Source organism: Anaerococcus obesiensis (assembly GCF_016599815.1).
Lineage (GTDB): Bacteria > Bacillota > Clostridia > Tissierellales > Peptoniphilaceae > Anaerococcus > Anaerococcus vaginalis.
The window spans coordinates 232,551-254,830 of record NZ_CP067016.1; the positions used below are offsets into that span (position 1 = coordinate 232,551).

A 22,280-nucleotide genomic window follows, 5' to 3' on the forward strand; every position below is an offset into this window, starting at 1 on the left:
TTTTCAAGTAAATATATTTAAAATTATTTACTATTTTATCAGCGTTTTGATTTTTATTATCAAATTTTTGTGAATATTGATGAATTATTATTAGCAAAAAGAGATTATTTTATAAATATTTGGAAATAAAAATAAAGAATTCTAAATTTAAACATTTTAAAAATTTTTGAATATTTAAATAAAAAAATGAGATGGCTAAGTCGTGAAAAAATCTGAAAAAAATAAAAAATCACGACTTGCCTACTTGCTTAAAATATTTGAAAAATGAGTTTTGATTTTTTCTACTATACCAGAAAAATAGAAAAAATAAAAGACCACATCAAGGTGGCCTTAGATTATAGACAAAGTTAGTTTAGTGATTCATTATTAATTTGAAAATAAAAATACGCTACACCCCATTTTTTTCTTTGTAATTCTATATTTGTTTTATTGCTAAAGTTTTATTATTTTTATATTTTTAATCTTTATCCTAGTTTTTCTTCTTGATTTTCTTATTGAAATATATTTTATCTTCTACAATATTTTTTTAAGAAATTGTCCTGTGTAGGATTTTTTTGTTTTTGCTATTTCTTCTGGTGTGCCTGTTTTTACTAATTCTCCTCCTCCATCTCCGCCTTCAGGTCCTAGGTCTATGATGTAATCTGCTACTTTTATTACGTCAAGATTGTGTTCTATTACTACTACTGTATTATTTTGGTCGACTAATCTGTTTAAAACTTCTATTAATTTGTGAACGTCTGCCATGTGAAGGCCTGTTGTTGGTTCGTCTAAAATGTATAGGGTTTGACCTGTGGATCTTTTTGCAAGTTCGCTTGCAAGTTTTACTCTTTGGGCTTCTCCTCCCGAAAGTTCTGTTGATGGTTGACCGATTTTTATATAGCCTAGTCCTACGTCATATAGGGTTTGTAATTTTTTTACTATTGATGGATGGTTTTCGAAAAATTTTAAGGCTTCTTCTACTGTCATATCCAAAACTTCGGATATATTTTTCCCCTTGTATTTTACTTCGAGGGTTTCTCTATTGTATCTTTGTCCATGGCAAACTTCACATGGAACATAGACGTCTGGCAAGAACATCATATCTACTTTTATTGTTCCATCGCCATTACAGGCTTCGCACCTTCCGCCTTTTACGTTAAAGGAAAATCTTCCCTTGTCAAAGCCTTTCATTTTTGCTTCGGTTGTCATGGCAAATACATCTCTGATATTGTCAAATAATTTGGTGTAGGTTGCTGGATTTGATCTTGGCGTTCTTCCTATTGGGGATTGGTCGATGGAAATTATTTTGTCAATTTGTTCTACGCCTTCAATTGAATAGTGTTTTCCTGGGTGGGTTTTGGATTTATTTAATTTTTTGGTAACTGCCTTGTACAAAATTTCATTTACAAGTGAAGATTTTCCTGAGCCTGATACTCCTGTTACTGCTGTAAAGGTTGATAGGGGGAATTTTACATCAATTCCTTTTAAATTATTTTGTCTGGCGTTTTTTACTTCTATATATTTGTTCCAAGTTCTCCTCTCTTTTGGCACTGGGATTTTTTCTTTTCCTGAAAGATAGGCTCCTGTGATTGATTTTTTGCATTTTTTTATGTCGGAAAGTGATCCTTTTGCTACAATTTCTCCACCGTGGACTCCTGCTTTTGGTCCAATATCTACAAGATAGTCTGCGGCTTTCATTGTATCTTCGTCGTGCTCTACAATTATTAGTGTATTTCCAATATCTGTTAAATTTCTAAGTGATTTGATTAATTTGTTATTATCTCTTTGATGAAGTCCGATTGATGGCTCATCCAAAACATAGCAAACTCCAACAAGACCTGATCCAATTTGGGTTGCAAGTCTTATCCTTTGGCTTTCTCCACCGGAAAGGGTTGAGGCTGCTCTTGAAAGGGAAAGATATCCAAGTCCTACGTCTTGTAAAAATTTTATTCTTGCCTTTATTTCTTTTATTATTAGTTCGGCAATTTTTTCTTTCATTGGAGAAAGCTTTAAATTATCAAAAAATTCTATGGTTTTGTCGACTGACATATCTGCAATTTCTGAAATTGATTTGCCATCTACTTTTATCGCAAGGATTTCATCTTTTAATCTTTGCCCGTGACAAGTTTTACATTCTTCCTCGCTCATAAAGCCTCTCATTCTTTTCTTTTGAGAATCGGAATTTGTTCTTTCGTACCTGTCTGATAAATTTTTGATTGCTCCTTCAAAATGTCCTGTGTAATTTTTTCTTCCAGAAAAATGGCTGTCAAAGGTAAAAGAAATTTCTTTTTTTGTTCCGTACAAAATTTCATCAATCATTTTTTTTGGAGCATTTTTGATTGGCTCATCAAGGGAAAATTTGTGATTTTTGGCAATGGCTTTAATTATTTCATTATAATATGTTCCTTTTCCGCTTGTGGCGTATGGGTCGATTGCCCCTTCATTTATGGAAAGATTTTTATCTGGAATTACAAGGTCAGGGTCGATTTGCAAATGAAAACCAAGTCCATTACATTCTGGGCACATTCCTTGGGGAGCGTTGAATGAAAACATATTTGGTGTAATTTCTGGAAGGGAAATATGACCTTCTGGGCAGGCAAGTTTGGATGAAAGGATAAAATCATCTCCGTCTATTACATTTATTTCTACAAGTCCATCTGTAAGTTCAAGGGCAGTTTCCAAGGAATCAGCAAGTCTTGAATTTATTCCTTCTTTTATTACAATCCTATCGACAATTATTGATATATCGTGTTTTTTTGTTTTTGAAAGTTCGATTTCTTCTTCAAGATCATATCTTTCGCCGTCAATCATCACTCTCACATAGCCCATTTTTTGGATATTTTCGAGTTTCTTTTTGTGTTGACCTTTTTGGGCTCTTACTACTGGGGCAAGGATTTGGATTCTTGTTTTTTCTTCAAGTTTTAAAATCCTATCTACCATTTGATCGATTGATTGGGCTTCAATTTTTTTGCCACAAACAGGACAGTAGGCATCTCCAATTCTTGCAAATAAAAGCCTATAATAATCGTAAATTTCTGTTACAGTTGCAACTGTTGATCTTGGGTTTCTGTTGGTTGTTTTTTGGTCGATTGAAATTGATGGAGAAAGTCCTTCGATTGTATCGACATCAGCCTTATCCAAATTTCCCAAAAATTGTCTTGCGTATGATGATAAACTTTCTACATATCTTCTTTGACCTTCGGCATAAATTGTGTCAAAAGCCAAGGTGGACTTTCCCGATCCGGAAAGTCCAGTAAATACAATCATTTTATCGCGAGGAAGGGTAAGGTCTACGTTTTTTAAATTATTAGTCCTTGCCCCCTTTATTACTATTTTATTTTCACTCATTTATACCTCCGCAAATTCTCTTTTCATTTTTGCTATTTGGTCACGGATTTGTGCTGCTTTTTCAAAATCTAATTCTTCTGCGGCCTTGTACATTTCTGTTTCCAAATTTATAATTATATTTTCAATTTGTTCTTGTGAGAATTCTTCTTTTACTTCTTCTGTTTCATTTGTTGATTTTGTTACTTGAATAATTTCTGCTATGTTTTTCTTGATTGTCGTTGGAGTTATGCCGTGTTTTTCGTTAAATTCCGTTTGAATTTTTCTTCTTCTTTCGGTTTCATCAATGGCTTTTTTCATTGATCTTGTAATTTTATCTGCATACATTATTACATGACCTTTTGAATTTCTTGCAGCCCTTCCTATGGTTTGGATAAGGGAAGTTTCGCTTCTTAAAAATCCTTCCTTGTCTGCATCTAAAATTACAATTAAGGAAACTTCTGGTAAATCTAATCCTTCACGAAGAAGATTTATTCCAACAAGAACATCAAATTTTCCAAGTCTTAAATCTCTAATTATTTCACTTCGCTCGATTGTTTTTATATCTGAATGGAGATATTTTACCTTAATTCCATTTTCTGATAAATAATCAGTCAAATCTTCTGCCATTCTTTTGGTTAGAGTTGTTACAAGAACTCTTTCATTTTTATCGATAATTTGATGGATATTTTCTATCAAATCATCAATTTGATTTTCTACTGGTCTTACATCAATCAATGGATCTAAAAGTCCTGTTGGTCTTATGATTTGTTCAACAACATCTCCTCCTGTTTTTTCCATTTCGTAAGGACCTGGAGTTGCTGAAACATATATTGTTTGCTTAATTAATTTTTCAAATTCTGGAAATTTCAAAGGTCTATTGTCAAGGGCTGATGGAAGTCTAAAACCAAAATCTACAAGATTTTGTTTTCTTGACCTGTCCCCCTCATACATTCCACCAACTTGAGGAATTGAAACGTGAGATTCGTCAACAAAAAGCATAAAATCATCTGGAAAATAATCTATAAGGGTGTAAGGTCTAGATCCTGCAGGTCTTTGGGACAAATGTCTTGAATAATTTTCTATTCCTGAACAAAATCCAATTTCTTCTAGCATTTCTATATCGTAATTTGTTCTTTGCTCAAGCCTTTGAGCCTCTACTAATTTATTTTCATTTTCAAGTTCAACAAGTCTGTCTTTTAATTCTTCTTTTATTGTTGTAATTGCAGCTGCTGCTTTTTCGGCACTTGTTGCGTAGTGACTTGCAGGATAAATATAGCCGTGTGAGATGTGGCTTGTAACTTTTCCTGTCAAAGAATCAAATTCTGAAATCCTATCAATTTCATCTCCAAAAAATTCTACTCTTATTGCTTTTTCTTCGTTTCCTGCTGGGAAAATATCCAAAACATCTCCCCTTCTTCTAAAAGTTCCACGCGAAAAATCAAAATCATTTCTTACAAATTGTCTTTCGATTAATTCTTTCATAACTTCTTCTGGGGAAATTTCTTGACCTGGTCTTAGGGACAAAACTAATTTTCTATATTCTTCCGGATCTCCCAAGCCGTAAATACAAGAAACGCTCGCCACAATTATTACATCGCGTCTTTCAAACAAACTCATTGTTGCTGAGTGTCTTAATTTATCAATCTCATCATTGATTGAAGAATCTTTTGCAATATATGTGTCGGTTGCCGCAACATAGGCTTCTGGTTGGTAATAATCGTAATACGATACGAAATATTCAACGGCATTGTCTGGGAAAAATTCTTTAAATTCTGTAAATAATTGGTAGGCAAGTGTTTTGTTGTGGGCAAGGACAAGAGTTGGCTTTTGAACTTCTTGAATTATATTTGCCATAGTAAAAGTCTTACCAGAACCTGTAACTCCTTGGAGAATTTGATGAGCTTTTCCATTTTTTATTCCATCAGCAAGTTTTTTAATTGCATCTGGCTGATCTCCTTTTGGAGTATAGTCTGATTTTAAAATAAATTTATTTTTTGTCATTTGACACTTCCTTTATGTAAATCATAATTTTTTAAACTTTTTTCTTTTTTAAATCTATTTTCAGTCTTTTCCAATATACACTTTCACTTTTTAAATTCAACTTATTTACTCGGGATTAAAAGCTTTAAATCTTGCCACAAATTCGCCTTTCTGCTATAATTTTTTGTGAATATAAGTATAGAATTTTTAATTTAAAATTTAATTATGAAAGGTTGATATATATGGAAATTTTTAAAAATATGAAAAAGGAAAGAAAAAAAGAATTGTTGGTCCTAACAATTTTTGCAATTTTCTTTATCTTTGTTACTTATAAATTTAAGCAAAATGGGAAAAATTTTTTCCTTGTTATTAGTTTTCTTGCAATATATATTGCTGTTGGAGCAGATACTTTTTTAAACGCAATAAATTCAATTTCTAATAAAAAATTTATGGATGAAAATTTCCTTATTACTCTTGCAAGTTTTATTGCGTTTTTTATGGGATTTTTTGTTGATGCTTGTGCCATAATGTTTTTATTTAATTTGGGCAAATTTTTTGAAAATCTTTCAAAAGATACGATAGATGAAAATTTCAAAAAATTATTAGATATTGTCCCAAAAACAGTTACAAAAGTTTTGGATGATGGGACTTTGGCAAAAATTGCGATTAAAAAAATAAAAAAAGGCGATATACTTCTTGCAAAAGAGGCAAATATCATCCCTGTTGATTCTGTTGTGATTTCTGGCGAAGGGCTTTTGGATACTTCATTTTTAAATGGCAAATCTTTGCCAATTGAAATTAAAAAGGGAAGTGAAATTTTATCAACTTCTATGCTAAAAACTGGAGAGATAAAATACAAGGCTGTGAAAGTTTTTGATGAATCTATGGCAGCAAAAATTATAAATTTGATAAAAAAATCAAGAAATAAAAAATCTCAAAGTGAAAAATTGATTAAGCAATTTACAAAAATTTATACGCCTTGTCTTATTGCTATGGCAATTTTTCTTGCTGTAGTTTTCCCTATTTTGGGAGGAGATTTGAGCAAATATTTGCAAAAATCTGCAAGTTTTTTGATTGTTTCTTGTCCAAAAGTTTTTATACTTGGGATTTCTCTTTCATATATTTCTGGCTTAATTCTTGCAAATAAAAATAAAATCCTTGTAAAAGATATAAAATCTTTTGAAAAGTTGATTGATTGCGATTATTTTTATACAGATATGACAAATACTTTGACTGTTGGGGAATTTGATTTAAAAGAAATTGTATATTATTCTCCTTATAACAAAAATTTGCTTTTGGATTATTTGTATAATTTGGAAAAATTATCGGCAGATCCTATTGCAAAAGCCATAGTGAAAAATCTTAGACGCAGAGATAATTTTTCGTATTTTATAGCAAGTAAAAATATAAATGATATTGACATTTGGGCAAAAACTTATGAAAATGAAGAAATAAAAATCGGCTCAAAAGACTTTGTAAATGCTGAAGATGATTCAAATGAAAAGGCAATTTTTATGTCAATAAATAATATTTTGGTTTGCAAGGTTAGTTTGGAAGACACCATTAAAGATGATGCCAAAGAAAGCATAGATTATTTAAAAAATGAATTTTCGGATATTGCTGTTTTATCAGCTGAAAAAGAAAAAGTTGTTGAAAATCTTGCGAAAAATCTTAGCATTTCCTATGCAGCAGAAATTTCTACAAGTGAAAAAGTCGAAATAATAAAAAATGAGCAAAAAAATAAACACAAAATTATTTATGTTGGAGATGGAATAAAAGAAGGCGAAGTTTTGAAAAATTCTGATATTGGCATTAGCATGGGCCAAAAATCTTCAGATATTGCAATTTATAATTCTGACATAATGATTTCTGATAAATCTTATGGGAAATTAAGAGATTTGATGAAAATTGCAAAAATTGTAGACAAAACTGCCAAAAAAAATCTTATCTTACTTATTTTTACAAGAATTGTGCTTTTGATTTTAACTTTAATTGGATATTGTCCAATGTGGCTTGTAAGCCTTGTTGATGCATTAGTTTTAATTATTTCAATCTTGTCATCAATTAAAATTTTTAATAAAAAAATTTAGCAGGAAGAATTTTTATCTTCCTGCTTATTTTTATATGTTTCTTGTAATTGTAAATTCATTATTGTTTTCTGTATTTTCTTTTTCAATTTCTTGGTCTATATCTCCTGTTAAATTTAAATAATTATCAGCAAGTCTTGCTGAAACCAGTGGCGAAATTAAAATATAATACAAACCTAAAAGTCCTCCGCCCAATATAATAATTCCAATACCTGATTCAGGACTTCTTGTTCCAACGCTAATTCCAATAATTATTCCAAAAATAAGGATAATTGGTAAAACTATATACAACAAATATAAAGAAATTGTTTTGCCAAATAATTTTATTCCAATTGCAAACACACTTTTAAGTGCATCCATGATTGATTGGTCTTTGTTTCTTGGATCTGAAACTATATGATTTGCATAGGCTGTAAAAATTGAAAGAATGCCTAAAAGAAGTGTTCCAAGAACAGAAAGTGATAATAAATTTAATTTCTTACTTTCTACATCAAAAACTCCAATTTTTCCAAAAGAAAAAGTCAAAACAATTGTAATAAATATAAGAATTAAATTTACAATTATTGCTTTTTTATCAAGTCTTTGCAATTGATTTAAATAATCTCCAACACTTCCCTTTCTATTGTTGATTAAACCTGATGCAATTATAAAAGAACCAAGCCAAGTAATAACAGAAGATAAGACATTATAAATTATATTTTCATCTGCACTGCTGCCAAAAATTCTGTTGAGAACAAAAGCAAAAACTGCAACTATAATCTCAACCAAAATAACTGAACCATAACTATATTCTCTTTTCATAATAATTCCTTTCATTTTTCCAAAAATTTCTCTTACAAAAATATTTATACCCGCAAATTCGACTTTAAACAAAAATATTATATTTTTTTATATTAAATTAAATATATTTTAAGCTAATTAGGGTATAAAAAAATAGAGGTGATATTATGGAATATAAAATAAATAAAAAAGAAAAACAAGTGCAAGTTTTTGATAAGGAAAATAAAATAGGATTTATAGATATAGTAGAAGAAGAAAATCTAATCGATGCACCCCACACAGAGGTTGACAAAAAATATGGCGGTCAAGGAATAGCAGGAAAATTGGTAGACGAATTAGTTCAATACGCAAGAGATGAAAATAAAAAAATAATTCCAACCTGCCCATATATAAAAGATAAATTTGAAAAGGACGAAAAATATAAGGATGTGTATTATAAATAAAAAAGAGCCAGTTAGGCTCTTTTTTTATTTCTTCTAAAAAATATTCCAACTAAAATAAAATAAATTATTACAAAACTTCCAAAGCCTTGTGATAGAGAATTTGTATTTATTAGCTTGTCCATGCTTTTCATAAAAAATGGTGCTAAAAATACTCCTATATTACACCCTATAAAAATTAAATTTGTGGCTATTCGTGAGCTGTGACCTTTTACAAATCTTGGCACTTCTGCAAATATGTAAGGCATACACATTGATTGTCCAAAAGTCAAAAGCAAAATAGAAAATAAAAATCCTAAAAGATTATTTTCAAAATTTACTATCAAAAAATTTGCTAGTATAAAAAATCCCAAGCCAAAAAATATAGTTTTTTCTCTTAATTTCAAATTGATTGGTGTAAATAAAAATGCTGAAATCATTCCAACAATTGGCACAAAATTTAAATAAAAACTTACATTTACATCAATTCCACGGCTTTGGCTTGCAACAAAAGGAAATCTCATTAGCATTGCCGTTCCATTTAAAATCATAAGCATGGCAAAAATTATAAAAAGAAAAATATTTGAATCAAAATTGATTTTTGCCTTCTCTTTTTCAATTTTTACATCTTCTACATTGATTTTAAAAAATATAAAAATAAGAAATGCTGATGTATAAAGTGAAAATGTGTACATATAATCAAATTTTACAAGGATTCCTGCCAAGGAAAAAAGAATTATTTGCCCAATAAATTCAAAAGCATTTCTTAGACCATGAAGTTTTGTTCTCTCATTATTATCATGGTAGAGCAAATTAATATAATTTGCCGAATGCCCATTAAAAAGACCAAGCCCTGATCCAAGGAGAAATCTTGAAATAATTATTGATGGATATGTCCTAAAAACAAGGGGAATAATTCCGCTAAATCCCACAAGCAAAAGTCCCAACAAAACTGTATTTTTTATTCCAATAAAAATCGCCAAATATTCTGCACAAAAAATAAAAATCATAACAGCAAGGCTTGAAAGACTTATTATAAATTCAGCCTCATTTCTAGTAAGATTGAAGGCTTCTTGTATATAAACTAAACTTCCAGAAATTATGCTATTGCTTGTTAAAATCAAAGAAATTGATAAAATTGCAATTTTTTGTCTAATAGAATTTTCTTTCATTGTCTATCCAAATATTTTTCAAATAATTTATTAGAAAAATCTATCAAATCATGAGAAAAATCATTTCTCAAATATTTTTCATTCAAATCTCCAAGCCTAACCCTATCAAGAGCATCAGCATCCTTGAAAAGTTTTGACAAATATCTAGCCCTATCCATATCTTTTACAAAAAATTCTTCAATTGTTTCATCCATTTGTTTATCAGGTCTTGAATGAACTGCCAAAACTGCTTGAAGAATATTTTTATCGCTTTCATTTATTTTTGCATAATCAATCGAATATAAAGCTGCCCTATAACCATGTTCTGTATCATAAGAATCGTCAACTCTTTTTGTATCATGCAAAGATGCAGCAAATCTTAAAATATCAGTATCATTTTTGTCCAATTTATAATTAAAAGCCAAAAGCATAGAAATAAAAATTACTCTTTCAATATGACCTTGACCGTGGATTTTGCTTTGGTAAAGAATTTTTGTATTTAAATTTTTATAAGTATCTAACAAAATTTTGTAATAAGAAGAATTTTTAAAATCCTCAAAAAATTTAAAATCTTCTAGCCATTTATCTTCATTTAATATTTCCAAAATAATCATAAGAAACTCCTTTTATTTCTTTAATTAATTATTATTATATCAAATCGGGTAAATATTTTATATAAAATTGTAAGTAGGTGATATTATGTTTATGAAAAGAGAAGATATAGAAAAAGAGATAGAAGAATGCATAAAAAAAGCAAAAAATTTTTCAAACCAAGGCGAAGTTGCCTCCTACATTCCCGAGCTTAAAAACGTAGACGAAAACGCCTTTGCCCTTTCTATTGTAACAACAGGCGGAGATATTTATAATTTTGGAGAAAAAGAAAAAATATTTTCAGTTCAATCCATTTCAAAAATTTTTACCCTAATTATGGCACTAAAAGACAACACAACAGACGAAGTATTTTCAAAAGTTGGAACAGAACCAACAAGATACGAATTTAATTCATTAATTCCAATTGACCAAAGGGCAGCAAATCCCTTTATAAACGCTGGAGCAATGACAACAACATCAATGATTTATGGAAAAAGCGAAGAAGAAAAATTTAATAGAGTTATGGAATTAATAAAACAAATGAGCAACGATGGCACATTTACATTTATGGAAAATATTTACGAATCAGAAATTTCTACAACAGACAGAAACAGAGCAATTGCTTATTATTTAAAAAGCAAAAATATTTTTGCCCAAAACGCTGATGAAGTTTTAGATTTATACGTTAGAATTTGTTCAATAGGAACAAACGTAGAATCCCTTGCAAAACTAGGAGCGCTCCTTGCCAACGAAGGCTTTGACATCCACTCATCAAATTTAATAATTCCACAAAACATAGTCCAAATGACAATTGCCCAAATGGCATCGTGTGGAATGTACGAAAAAAGTGGAGAATATTTAATGAAAGTAGGAATCCCATCAAAATCAGGAGTAGGCGGAGCGATTTTAGGCGTTGTACCAAACAAATGCGGAATCTGCGTATATTCCCCAAAATTAGATAAATCAGGAAATTCAGTTGTTGGGAAAAATTTATTAAAAATATTATCAGCAGACTTAGGACTAAATATATTTCTGTAGAAATATGAAAAAGACTTTTTTGAATAAAAAATTTAATAAAATAATAAATTAGGATATTTTTTTAATTCTTCGTTATTAAGGGGACAAATTAGGGGACTTCCGATTGTCCCCACAATTTTTCCCCTTAAACCCCTTTCAACGAACCCCCTTAACCGGCCCTTGCAGGGAGCAAAATCAGAAAGAAACTTGCGTTTCTTTCATTTTTTAAATCGATTATCCAAATTTAATAAGTATATAAGCCCAAAATAAATAAATTCTAAGTTCATTAAAAGAGAAAAAATTAACTCACTAACGTTCAAACAATTTTTTCTCTAATAATTCACTTGAATTTATAATTATTTTTAAAAAATTGAAAGAAGCGAAGCTTCTTACAAAAAAAGCTCCATGCAATGGTCGGTTGCAGGGGGGCAAAAAGGTGGGGGTTTTAGGGATATAATTAGCTTGAAATTGTGCCAGTGGTACAATTTCAATAATTATACCGCGGACTTTATTCGTAGTTTTAATTTGAAATTGAATTTTGATTTAAGATTTTTTTAAATTTAAAAAGCAAGTCAGCGTGGAAAAAGGGGGAGAATCGAAACTCCCCCATTTCCTCCGCCCTAACATTACGAAGTATTAATTTTATAAAATAATTATTTTATTAATGAAAGAAATAAATGTATATCACAAAAAAAGAAGCTTTTTCAAGCTTCTAAATTTTTTTTAAATCTATAAAGATTTCAACATATCCACATATCTAGGCATTGAATAATTTTCTCTGGAAATTTCTTTTTCTAAATTATCTGCTACTTCTCTTATTTCTTCTGTGATTTTTCTGGTTTTTTCTTGAATGTAGATTGCTTTTTCTTCTATTTCTTTTATTTTTTCAAAATCTTTTAGAATTTCTTTTATTTCTTCTCCAAATTCTAATAAAACTTTTACATTTTCATTTATTCTTTTTGCCTTTTCTTCTAATTTTTCATTTTCTAAAAAGGCAAGATAGGATTTTATTTCTTTTATTTCTTTCATTGCTGAAGGAAGAATTTCTTGATAGATTAAATTTGATAAAATTTCAAGCTCTTGTTGGCAAAATTTTATTATTTCTTCAAATTCTACGTTTATTATTGAATCTATTTCTTTTTGGCTAAATATTTTTTCTTCTTTAAATATTTCGTATGATGAATTTTTCTTTGCATAGACTAAGGCGTCTAAGAAGCTTTTATGGTTAATAAGTCCTCTTTTTTCCGCTTCTTTTATCCATTCTTTTGAGTATCCGTCGCCTTGGAATAAAATTTTTGAATTTTCCTTGTAGATTTCTTTGACTATTTTATAGACTTCTTCTTTTAAATCTTTTTCATTTTTTCCTTCAAGCCTTTTGCCTATATCTTTTAAAACTTCTGCCATAGCAAGATTAATTACTGTATTTAAATCTGCGGCTGATTTTGAAGAGCCTAACATCCTAAATTCAAATTTATTTCCTGTAAAGGCAACTGGAGATGTTCTATTTCTGTCTGATGAATCTGTTTGGATTTCTCCAAGATGTGGAATTTTAACTTTATTATTTATTCCTTTTATCTCTTGGTCTTTTGCTATTGATTTTAAAATATTTTCTAAATCTTCGCCGATAAAAACAGAAATTATTGAAGGTGGTGCCTCATTTCCGCCAAGTCTATAATCATTTGAAACTGATGATGAAGAAAGTCTTATTAAATTTTGGTATTTATTACAAACTTTAATCATTGCTGATAAAAATAATAAAAATAAATAATTATTTTTTGGGTCATCTCCTGGAGAAAAACAATTTTTTCCATAATTTGTTGTAAGGGAATAATTATTGTGTTTTCCACTTCCTGCCATATTTTTAAAAGGCTTTTCTTTTAATAGACAATAAAGATTGTGTTTGACGGCAGTTTTTTCTAAAATATGCATCAATAATTGGTTGTTGTCTACGGAAATATTACAATTTTCATACATTATTGCAATTTCAAATTGGTTTGGCCCAACTTCATTATGCTCAGCCTCCATATAAATTCCCAAATTATATAACTGTTCGTTCACATCTTCAAAAAAATCATTTACTCTTTGAGGAATTGCACCAAGATAATGGGAAATTATTTCCTTTTCAACCATAGAATCACGTCCAACAAGACTCATTCCACAATATTCTAAATCTATTCTTTTATCATAAAATTCTTTATCGATTAAATAAAATTCTTGTTCAAGTCCAACTTTCGCCTTTACCCTATAAGTTTTTTCATCTTTCAAAAACATATTGCAAATTGGACTTGCATACTTGCTCAAGATATTCATTGATTCAATTAAAGGCAATTTTTTATCAAGTTTTTCCCCATAAAAGGAAACAAAAACTGATGGAATATATAAAACTTTATCTTCAATAAAAGAATTTGCAGTCAAATCCCAATATGTATAACCACGAGCCTCAAAAGTCGATCTCATTCCACCTGATGGAAATGATGAGGCGTCTGGCTCTCCTTTTATTAATTCGTTTCCAGAAAATCTATTGATTGGATTGTGTTTATCATCTCTATTTAAAAACGCCGTTTTTTTATTTGCAGTTTTTCCATTTAAAGGTTGAAACCAATGAGTATATGAAGTTGCTCCTTTTGAAATCGCCCAAATTTTCATAGCATGAGCAATGGAATCAGCAGTTTCTTTATCAAGAGTTGTATTATTTCTTGCAGCCTCTTTCCATTTTAAATAAACAGGATAAGGGACATTTTCTTTCATAGTTTTTTTATCAAAAGCCAAATTTCCAAATTCTTTTAAATCCATATTTTTACCTTTCTTGATATTTTAAAATTTGTTTAAATAATTATATCATAAAAAAATACATATTAAATTTTTAATGCATAATTTTTGGCAAAAAATATTTTTTTACTTTATAAATATTTTGCAAATTAAATTTAATTAATTGACACTATATCAATATAATGATAAATTAATAGTAGTTGAAATTATAATAATTCGAGGATGGGAAAATGAGAAAAAACAAAAAAATAATTTTATTATTATCCACTCTTATTTCTTTTCAATTATTTGCACCAACAAATACTTCTAAGGCGAAATCTATTTTAATAAATTACGACCTTGCAGAAGGTGTAAATGTTAGAGAAAAACAATCAGATGATAGCGATTCAAAAATATTAGGAGGAATAGATTATCCTGATTTTTATGAAATAAAAGAAGAAAATGGAAATTGGTTAAAAATTAATTTTGAAGGAAAAGATGGATATGTAGTAAAAAGTTGGTTTCATATTTTAGATGATATGAAAGCAATTAAAAATGGTAAAATTTATGAAAAAGCTGACGAAAAATCAAAAGAAATTTCAAATTTTAAAAAGAAAGAAAAAATTGATTTAATAGATTTTGATTCTAACAAAAATTTTGTAAAGGTCAAAAAAGGCGACAAAATTGGTTTTGCAAAAATTGATAATTTTGATTTATCAAAAAAAGATGAAAAAGATTTAAATAAAATAAAAGATAAATACAAAAAAATATATGATTCTGTAAAAAGATATATGGATTATCTTGATAGGAATAATTTGAGTTTGTATCCAATCGATCAAAAAGATAAGGCAAAAGAAAATGAAATTGTTAGAAATTATGTGGTAGATGAGCCAGAAGAAAAAACTGAAGAAGTTGAATATATTTATTACACAGTTTCAGGAGATGATATTGGATCACAAGCCTATAATTTTGCAACAAAATTTATTGGAAATCCTTACGTTTGGGCTGGCACAAGTCTTACAAATGGAGTTGATTGTTCTGGATTTACCCAACAAGTTTATAAAGAATTTGGAATTAGTCTTCCTCACTTTGCTCAAAGCCAAGCTGATTATGGAAAAACTATAAAACTTGGAGAAGAAAAAGCAGGAGATTTGGTATTTTATGGAACAAGCCTTTCAAATATTACCCACGTTGCAATTGCCGATGGCCAAGGAGGAATTGTTCATGCAGCAAATCCTAGAAGTGGAATTATAACATCAGGAATTGGAAATCCAACAATTATAAAAAGATTAATTGAAGATTAAAATACGTCCTTTGTGGCGTATTTTTTTATTGTAAGCGAAAAAAAATAATGTTATAATTATTTAAAAGATTAAATTTTATAGAAATTAATTAGTAAATATAAAGGAGTTAAAAATGACAGATACATTAAATCCGTTAGAATCTGCACAATTACAAATAAAAAAAGCGTGTGAAAAATTAAATTTAAATCCAGCAGTTTATGAAATTTTAAAACAGCCTCAAAGATTTATAGAAATTTCTATTCCAGTAAAAATGGATGATGGTTCTCTAAAAGTTTTTAAAGGATATAGATCAGCTCACAACCATGCCCTAGGTCCTTCAAAAGGTGGAGTAAGATTTCATCAAAGTGTAAATGTAGAAGAAGTAAAAGCTCTTTCAACTTGGATGACTTTAAAGGCAGGGCTTTTGGCAATTCCTTACGGCGGTGGTAAGGGCGGAATATGTGTTGACCCAAAAAAATTATCTGATAGAGAACTTGAAAGTCTTTCTCGTGGATATGTTAGAGGCTTGTACAAATATTTGGGAGAAAGAATAGACATACCAGCTCCTGATGTAAATACAAATGGAAAAATTATGTCATATTTTATTGACGAATATACAAAATTAAATGGCGACAAAGAAGATTTTGGAACTTTTACAGGCAAGCCTTTAATCCTTGGTGGAAGTTTGGGTAGAAGTGAAGCTACAGGATATGGAGTTGTTATTACAACAAAATATGCATCCAAAAAAATTGGACTTGATTTGAAAAATGCAGAAATTGGTCTTCAAGGTTTTGGAAATGTTGGAAGTTTTACTTTAAAATATTTAGTAGAAGAAGGTGCTAAAGTTAAATATCTTTCTATAAGAGATGAAAATGAAGAGTGCGGAAGATCAGCCCTATATTCTGAAGATGGATTTGATTATGAATCTTTACAAAAATATAGAGATGAAAATAAAACTCTTGTAGGCTATCCTAAGGCAAAAAAAATATCTGATGAAGAATTTTGGCAAACAAAATTTGATATTTTAATTCCTGCAGCTTTAGAAAATATAATTACTGAAAAAATCGCCAAAAATTTAGATGTAAAATTAATTGCAGAAGGTGCAAATGGCCCAACAACTCCAGAAGCTGATATTATTTTAAAAGAAAAAAATGTAGAAGTAATTCCAGATGTCCTAGCAAATTCTGGTGGAGTTTTGGTTTCATATTATGAATGGATTCAAAATCAATATGGAAATTATTGGTCAAAAGAAGAAGTTCAAGAAAAACAAGAAAAAGATATGCTAAAAGCTCTTGAAGGAATTTTTGAAATTAAAGAAGAATTTAATACAAATATAAGAGAAGCATCTTATATGTTTGCAATCAAAAGAATTGCAGAAGCAATGGAGCTTCGTGGTTGGTATTAACAAATCTACATTTATTAGCCAATAATTTGAAAAATAAAAATAAAATTATATGCAAATGCTTAGTTTGTAAATTACAATTTTTTGCACAAAAATGGAGGAGAAATCGTAATAGATTTCTCCTCCATTTAATTTTAAGATATTTTTTTTAATTTTTAATTATTTGAACTATCGTCATTTGAATTTGTAAAAGATGCAAATAAGTCTTTGAAAAATTGTACTATTTTATCCCAAAGACCTGATTCTTTTATATCATTTCCTACTTTGTCAATGTCTTCTTTGTTGTCTTCGTAGAATTTTTTTCCTTTTTCTGTCAAAGTTCCTGCAAATTTTTTAAGATTTTCTTCTACTGCCTTGCTATCAATTGATGGGCTTTCTTGATATTTTTCAAAATAATTTACTAAAATTTGTATATTGTTATTTGATAAAATATCTCCCATATTTACATTGTTCAAAGCATCTTTTATAAAAATTTGAATTTGCTCGCTATCAGCGGTTTGTCCATTTTTATCTTTGTAATCTTTTAAATTTTGTTTTACTTCTGCAACTGCTTGGTCCAATTTGTCTTTGTCAAAAGATTCCTTATTTTCATTTTCTTCGCTTATTTTCTTTAATGTTCCAAGCTCTTCTTGAGCAGTTTGAGTGCTTTGTGTATTAACTTTTTCTCCATACATCTCTATTGCCTTATACACTCCAACAAGGGCAGATTCTCCTGTAACTTTTGTTGGACTTGCAACTTTAATTTCTGCATCGGTAATTCCTGATGTTATTGCAGCGTTTGTGTATTGGCTTTGAGTAATTGATGTTATATTTTCTGGTGTTAAAATTTCTACCTTGATTCCACTTCCCTTTGGAAGTTTTTTTACTGAAACTGATGAAATCATATTATAATCTTCTGCTTTGTAGCCTAAATATTTTTGGCAATCGTCGCCATTTACACTTGATTTATTTATATCATCAGATAGTCCCAATTTATTTTTTACTTCTTGAATTTGATTTTGATTTAAGCCAGCTCCATACATATAAGCTTCTTTTTGTGAATCGAATTCTCCACTTGCTTTTGCAACTTGTGGGATAATTAAAATTAATCCCAAAGCAAATGCCTTTAACATTTTGTTTTTAAATATTTTTTTCATAATATCTCCTTATAATTTTTCGATTTTTTCTACTAATTTATCAAGATCACTTTCTTCAACTTCTTCAATTTTTCCTTGGTCAATCAAACTTGTAATTTCTGGATTTATTGCAAGTTTTGCTACTGTATCAATTTTAAATTTTTCAGCAATTTCGTCGGTTTTTCCTTCTCCAAATATTTTGTAAATATTTCCTGTATCTTTCGCCTTAAAATAAGACATATTTTCAACTATTCCAAGAATTTCTTTGCCCATCATTTTTGCCATATTTAATGATTTTTCTACAACCATTCCTACCAAATCTTGAGGAGTTGTAACTGCAATAGCCCCATCAATATTTAGGGATTGGAAAACTGTTAGAGGAATATCACTTGTTCCTGGTGGCATATCAATTAATAGATAATCAATTTCGCCCCAATCAACGTCTGTGTAAAATTGTTTTAAAACATTATTTACAATTGATGATCTCCAAACAACTGGAGCGGATTTGTCTTGTAAAACTAAATTTATTGACATAATTTTTATTCCGCTCTTGCTTTCTGGTGCAATTAAAGTTCCATCTTCAAGACTTCTCACACTTTCTTTTATGCCAAAAGCTTGTGGGATTGATGGGCCTGTTATATCTGCATCCAAAATTGCAACTTTATTTCCATCTTTAGAAAGTTTTGCTGCAAGCATACTTGTTACAGAAGATTTGCCAACCCCTCCCTTGCCTGACATTATAGCAATTGTTTTTTTTATATTTGATCCTTCTTTGGGTTTTATTATAAATTTATCGAAATTCATTTTCTTTTGTGTCATTTCTATCTCCTTTAAGATTTTTTCAAATATATTATATGGTATTTTTTATATTTTTCTATTTATAATTTATCCCAATTTTTTCAAGCTAATAATATCTTATAATTTTGTAATAAAAAAGTTTTAAAAGCGAAAATCAAAAAAATTATAAATTTTCAAATAAAAATATAAATATTTATTTGACAAATGTAATTTGAGGATGTATCATTAGTCTAAGATTAAATATAAAAACTTTGAAAAGAAGAGTAGCTAATAAATTATATGCACAGAGAATCTTTGTAGGCTGAAAAAAGATCTTATAATCTTAGTGAATAAAGACTTAGAGTTGTACCGAGGATATTTTGATTCGGTATCGTATTTTGCACGTTATAGCAAAGGGGTATAATTTTGTACTTTCTTATTGGATCCTTTGAAAGTATATTTTGTACTTTATAAGGATATTTTTGTGAAAAAATATTAAATTTGGGTGGTAACACGGTCTTCGTCCCTTGGGATGCGGATCGTTTTTTTTATATTTAATCCATAAAAAAGTTACGACTAAAAAAAAGGAAAAAATTTGGAGGAAATAATGAAAAAAATATTAAAGTTTCTTATGGCTTTTGTTTTGACTTTTGTTTTTACAATGGAAATTTCACACGCCGATGAGGACACATTTAAGGTTGGAATGGAAGTTAATTATGCTCCTTTTAACTTCTCTCAAGTTAATGATGCTAATGGAGCTGTTGAAATCAAAAATTCTAAGGGAGAATTTGCAAATGGATATGACGTTCAAATTGCAAAAAAAATTGCTGATGAACTTGGAAAAAAATTAGAAATTTACAAAATCGAATGGGACGGTCTTCCACCTGCTCTTACAAGTGGAAAAATTGATGCAATTATTGCTGGTATGAGCCCTACTGCTGAAAGAAGAAAAGAAATCGACTTTACAAATTCATATTATATTTCTGATTTGGTTATAGTTTTGAAAAAAGATTCTTCTTTTGCAAAGGCAAAATCTATAGCTGATTTTAAAGATGCAAAAATTACTGGACAATTAAATACTTTCCATTACACAGTACTTGATCAAATTGATGGAGTTAATAAGCAAGCTGCAATGGAATCTTTCCCATCAATGATTTCTGCAACAAAAGCTGGAAATATTGATGGATATGTTTCAGAAAAACCTGGAGCAATGTCAGCCGTTTCTGCAAATGAAGATTTAACTTATGTAGAATTTGAAAAAGGCAAAGGATTTAAAACTGAAACAGACGATACATCAATTGCCGTAGGTCTTAGAAAAAATTCCCCAATGAAAGATCAAATAAACGACATTTTATCTCAAATGAATGTCAAAGATCAAGATAAAATAATGAATGAAATGGTAAAATTATCAGAAGATGATGGCGAACAACTTTCATTTTTTGGACAAATGAAAGCTATTTGGAGCGAATATTCTTCCCTATTTATAAACGGAATTTTCTCAACACTTTTCATTTCAATTATTTCAACCTTGATAGGATTTGTAATTGGACTTATAGTTGCAGTTATTAGAAAAATAAAAGTAGATAAAAATAAAAATATTTTCGCCTATATTTTACAAAAAATTGTAAACTTTATCTTGGTTTGCTACATAGAAATATTTAGGGGAACTCCAATGATGGTTCAAGCAATCCTAATATTTTATGGTGCAAAACAATTTTTATCAATCGATATGTCAACCATGCTTGCAGCCTTTATAATAGTTTCAATTAATACTGGAGCTTACTTAGCAGAAGTTGTAAGAGGCGGAATAAATTCAGTTGATGAAGGACAATTCGAAGCTTGTAAGGCACTTGGAATGACACATTCACAAACAATGTTTAATGTTGTAATTCCACAAACAATAAAATCAATTTTGCCAGCAATTGCAAACGAATTTGTCGTAAATATAAAAGATACATCAGTATTAAACGTAATAAGCGTAACAGAATTATTCTTTGTATCAAAATCAATAGCAGGTTCAACCTACCAAATATTCCAAACATATTTGATAACTGCAATAATATATTTCATTTTAACTTTCATAACAACAAGAATTATCTTGTTAATTGAAAAGAAATTTACCAACAAAGAATTTGTGCTTGGATCTGTAACAGGAGGAATTCATGCCTAATATAATAAAAGTAAATAATCTAGAAAAAAAATTCGGACAAAATTTAGTTTTAAAAGATATAAATATGGAAGTTCAAAAAGGAGAAGTAGTTACAATAATCGGCTCATCAGGCTCAGGAAAATCTACCCTTTTAAGATGTTTAAATCTATTAGAAGAACCAACAAGTGGAGAAATTTTGTACAAAAATGAAAATATTTTAGACAAAAAATTTGACCTAAGAGCCTACAGAACAAAAGTCGGCATGGTTTTTCAAAATTTTAATTTGTTTGAAAATAAAACTGTCCTACAAAACTGTACCCTAAGCCAAGAAAAAGTTTTAAAAATTTCAAAAAGGGATGCAGAAGAAAAAGCAAAAAAATTCCTACAATTAGTAGGCATGGACCAATATATAAACGCAAAGCCATCACAAATTTCTGGTGGACAAAAACAAAGAGTTGCCATAGCAAGAGCCCTTTGTATGGATCCAGAAGTTTTACTTTTCGATGAACCAACAAGTGCCCTTGATCCAGAAATGGTTGGAGAAGTTTTGGAAGTTATGACAAAACTTGCCAAAAAAGGAATCACAATGATAGTAGTAACCCACGAAATGGATTTTGCAAGAGAAGTTTCTACAAGAGTTTTGTTTATGAATGAAGGAATAATTTTAGAAGAAGGATCTCCAGAAGAAATTTTCACAAATCCAAAAAATCAAAGAACAAAAGATTTCTTAAAAAGATATATGGGATAAAAGCAGGATTTTTCCTGCTTTTTATTTTGTATATTTTTAGTATAATGGAAATGAAAAGAGGTAATTATGGAAAATAAATTAATAGAAATTTTAAATAATGGCTCATCATTTGCATACGGATTTTTGCTAGATGAAAATGAAAAAAATTATTTGATAAAAAACCTAGACGACCAAGGAAGATTTGACGGTTACACTTTGATTTCAAAAGATTTAGTAAAAATAAATGAAAAATCTGATTTTTTGAAAAAATTAAAAATTTATAATGAATATTGGAAGTCAACTAAAGAAGAAAAGACAGGCGAAAATATAGGTGAAATTTTTAAAAGTATTCCAGATTTTTTTGATATAGTAAAATACGCCAAGGAAAATAAAAAAATAATAAATTTAGGAAAATCCTTAGATTATTTTGACCAAATTTGTGCTTATGTAAAAAATATAGAAGATGATTTTGCAATAGTTGACGCAGTAGATATAAATTCCGGACAAATTTACGATGAATTTGAAATTGACATTAGAGAAATTAAATATATAGAAATAGAATCTATAGATAATATTTTGCTTGATTTTGTAAATAAAAAATAAGATTTTATATTTTAAAAGTCTCAAGGTTAAAATTAAAACTTATATATATTTATTTAATAGAGAGATCTCTTTGGTTAAACTCATTTTTAAATTTCACTCTTTCTTTGAGATCTCTCCGCAAGGTTAAATGGGTATTGACGGATTT

At 29.1% G+C, this 22,280-nt stretch carries 16 protein-coding genes; 8 read left to right on the forward strand and 8 right to left on the reverse strand.

Going from position 1 to position 22,280, the window contains the following annotated elements; genetic code table 11:
* Positions 1–513: 513 nt before the first annotated feature.
* Positions 514–3,327: an excinuclease ABC subunit UvrA gene (uvrA, locus tag I6H46_RS01205; protein WP_019118499.1), complete on the reverse strand. Its 2,814-nt coding sequence runs from the start codon at positions 3,325–3,327 to the stop codon at positions 514–516.
* Positions 3,328–5,307, reverse strand: coding sequence for an excinuclease ABC subunit UvrB (gene uvrB, locus I6H46_RS01210; protein WP_019118500.1), 1,980 nt, complete (start codon positions 5,305–5,307; stop codon positions 3,328–3,330). It lies immediately after the preceding gene.
* A 221-nt stretch (positions 5,308–5,528) separates the two neighbouring features.
* On the opposite strand from uvrB, the gene I6H46_RS01215 reads away from it, so the two are divergent.
* Positions 5,529–7,376, forward strand: a complete 1,848-nt coding sequence (locus tag I6H46_RS01215) for a heavy metal translocating P-type ATPase (protein ID WP_200225969.1) — start codon at positions 5,529–5,531, stop codon at positions 7,374–7,376.
* Positions 7,377–7,406: 30 nt separating this feature from the next.
* On the opposite strand, the gene I6H46_RS01220 is transcribed toward I6H46_RS01215, so the two are convergent.
* Entirely contained in the window at positions 7,407–8,189 is a 783-nt protein-coding gene (locus I6H46_RS01220) for a hypothetical protein (RefSeq protein WP_234287379.1), read from the reverse strand.
* Between the two features lie 131 nt (positions 8,190–8,320).
* On the opposite strand from I6H46_RS01220, the gene I6H46_RS01225 reads away from it, so the two are divergent.
* Positions 8,321–8,596: a GNAT family N-acetyltransferase gene (locus tag I6H46_RS01225; protein ID WP_019118503.1), complete on the forward strand. Its 276-nt coding sequence runs from the start codon at positions 8,321–8,323 to the stop codon at positions 8,594–8,596.
* 11 nt (positions 8,597–8,607) lie between these two features.
* Here the strand turns inward: I6H46_RS01225 and I6H46_RS01230 are convergent, their stop codons facing one another.
* Together I6H46_RS01230 and I6H46_RS01235 are read right to left on the reverse strand one after the other, a co-directional pair.
* The gene (locus I6H46_RS01230) at positions 8,608–9,744 is read right to left on the reverse strand and encodes an MFS transporter (protein WP_200225971.1); all 1,137 of its coding nucleotides are present in this window, start codon (positions 9,742–9,744) and stop codon (positions 8,608–8,610) included.
* A complete protein-coding gene (locus I6H46_RS01235) occupies positions 9,741–10,337 on the reverse strand; it encodes an HD domain-containing protein (RefSeq protein WP_004839310.1) in 597 nt (198 codons plus the stop codon). The genes I6H46_RS01230 and I6H46_RS01235 overlap by 4 nt, the downstream gene beginning before the upstream one ends.
* A gap of 85 nt (positions 10,338–10,422) precedes the next feature.
* On the opposite strand from I6H46_RS01235, the gene glsA reads away from it, so the two are divergent.
* Positions 10,423–11,352, forward strand: a complete 930-nt coding sequence (gene glsA / locus I6H46_RS01240) for a glutaminase A (protein WP_019118505.1) — start codon at positions 10,423–10,425, stop codon at positions 11,350–11,352.
* Positions 11,353–12,060: 708 nt separating this feature from the next.
* On the opposite strand, the gene I6H46_RS01245 is transcribed toward glsA, so the two are convergent.
* On the reverse strand, positions 12,061–14,124 hold the full coding sequence (locus I6H46_RS01245; protein ID WP_019118506.1) for a glutamine synthetase III: 2,064 nt from the start codon (positions 14,122–14,124) through the stop codon (positions 12,061–12,063).
* Positions 14,125–14,330: 206 nt separating this feature from the next.
* Between I6H46_RS01245 and I6H46_RS01250 the strand changes: the two genes are divergently transcribed.
* Positions 14,331–15,383, forward strand: a complete 1,053-nt coding sequence (locus I6H46_RS01250) for a C40 family peptidase (protein ID WP_200225973.1) — start codon at positions 14,331–14,333, stop codon at positions 15,381–15,383.
* A gap of 112 nt (positions 15,384–15,495) precedes the next feature.
* Positions 15,496–16,767 carry a Glu/Leu/Phe/Val family dehydrogenase gene (locus I6H46_RS01255; protein WP_019118508.1) on the forward strand — a complete coding sequence of 424 codons (1,272 nt, stop codon included), beginning with the start codon at positions 15,496–15,498 and terminating at the stop codon, positions 16,765–16,767.
* Positions 16,768–16,919: 152 nt separating this feature from the next.
* On the opposite strand, the gene I6H46_RS01260 is transcribed toward I6H46_RS01255, so the two are convergent.
* Positions 16,920–17,900: a DUF1002 domain-containing protein gene (locus I6H46_RS01260; protein WP_019118509.1), complete on the reverse strand. Its 981-nt coding sequence runs from the start codon at positions 17,898–17,900 to the stop codon at positions 16,920–16,922.
* A gap of 9 nt (positions 17,901–17,909) precedes the next feature.
* Complete coding sequence (locus tag I6H46_RS01265; protein ID WP_019118510.1) at positions 17,910–18,698, reverse strand: Mrp/NBP35 family ATP-binding protein; 789 nt, start codon at positions 18,696–18,698, stop codon at positions 17,910–17,912.
* Between the two features lie 565 nt (positions 18,699–19,263).
* Between I6H46_RS01265 and I6H46_RS01270 the strand changes: the two genes are divergently transcribed.
* From I6H46_RS01270 to I6H46_RS01280, 3 genes are all read left to right on the forward strand, one after another.
* Positions 19,264–20,826, forward strand: coding sequence for an ABC transporter substrate-binding protein/permease (locus I6H46_RS01270; protein ID WP_019118511.1), 1,563 nt, complete (start codon positions 19,264–19,266; stop codon positions 20,824–20,826).
* The gene (locus tag I6H46_RS01275) at positions 20,819–21,553 is read left to right on the forward strand and encodes an amino acid ABC transporter ATP-binding protein (RefSeq protein WP_019118512.1); all 735 of its coding nucleotides are present in this window, start codon (positions 20,819–20,821) and stop codon (positions 21,551–21,553) included. The genes I6H46_RS01270 and I6H46_RS01275 overlap by 8 nt, the downstream gene beginning before the upstream one ends.
* Before the next feature lie 66 nt (positions 21,554–21,619).
* A complete protein-coding gene (locus I6H46_RS01280; protein WP_019118513.1) occupies positions 21,620–22,135 on the forward strand; it encodes a hypothetical protein in 516 nt (171 codons plus the stop codon).
* Positions 22,136–22,280: the final 145 nt, after the last annotated feature.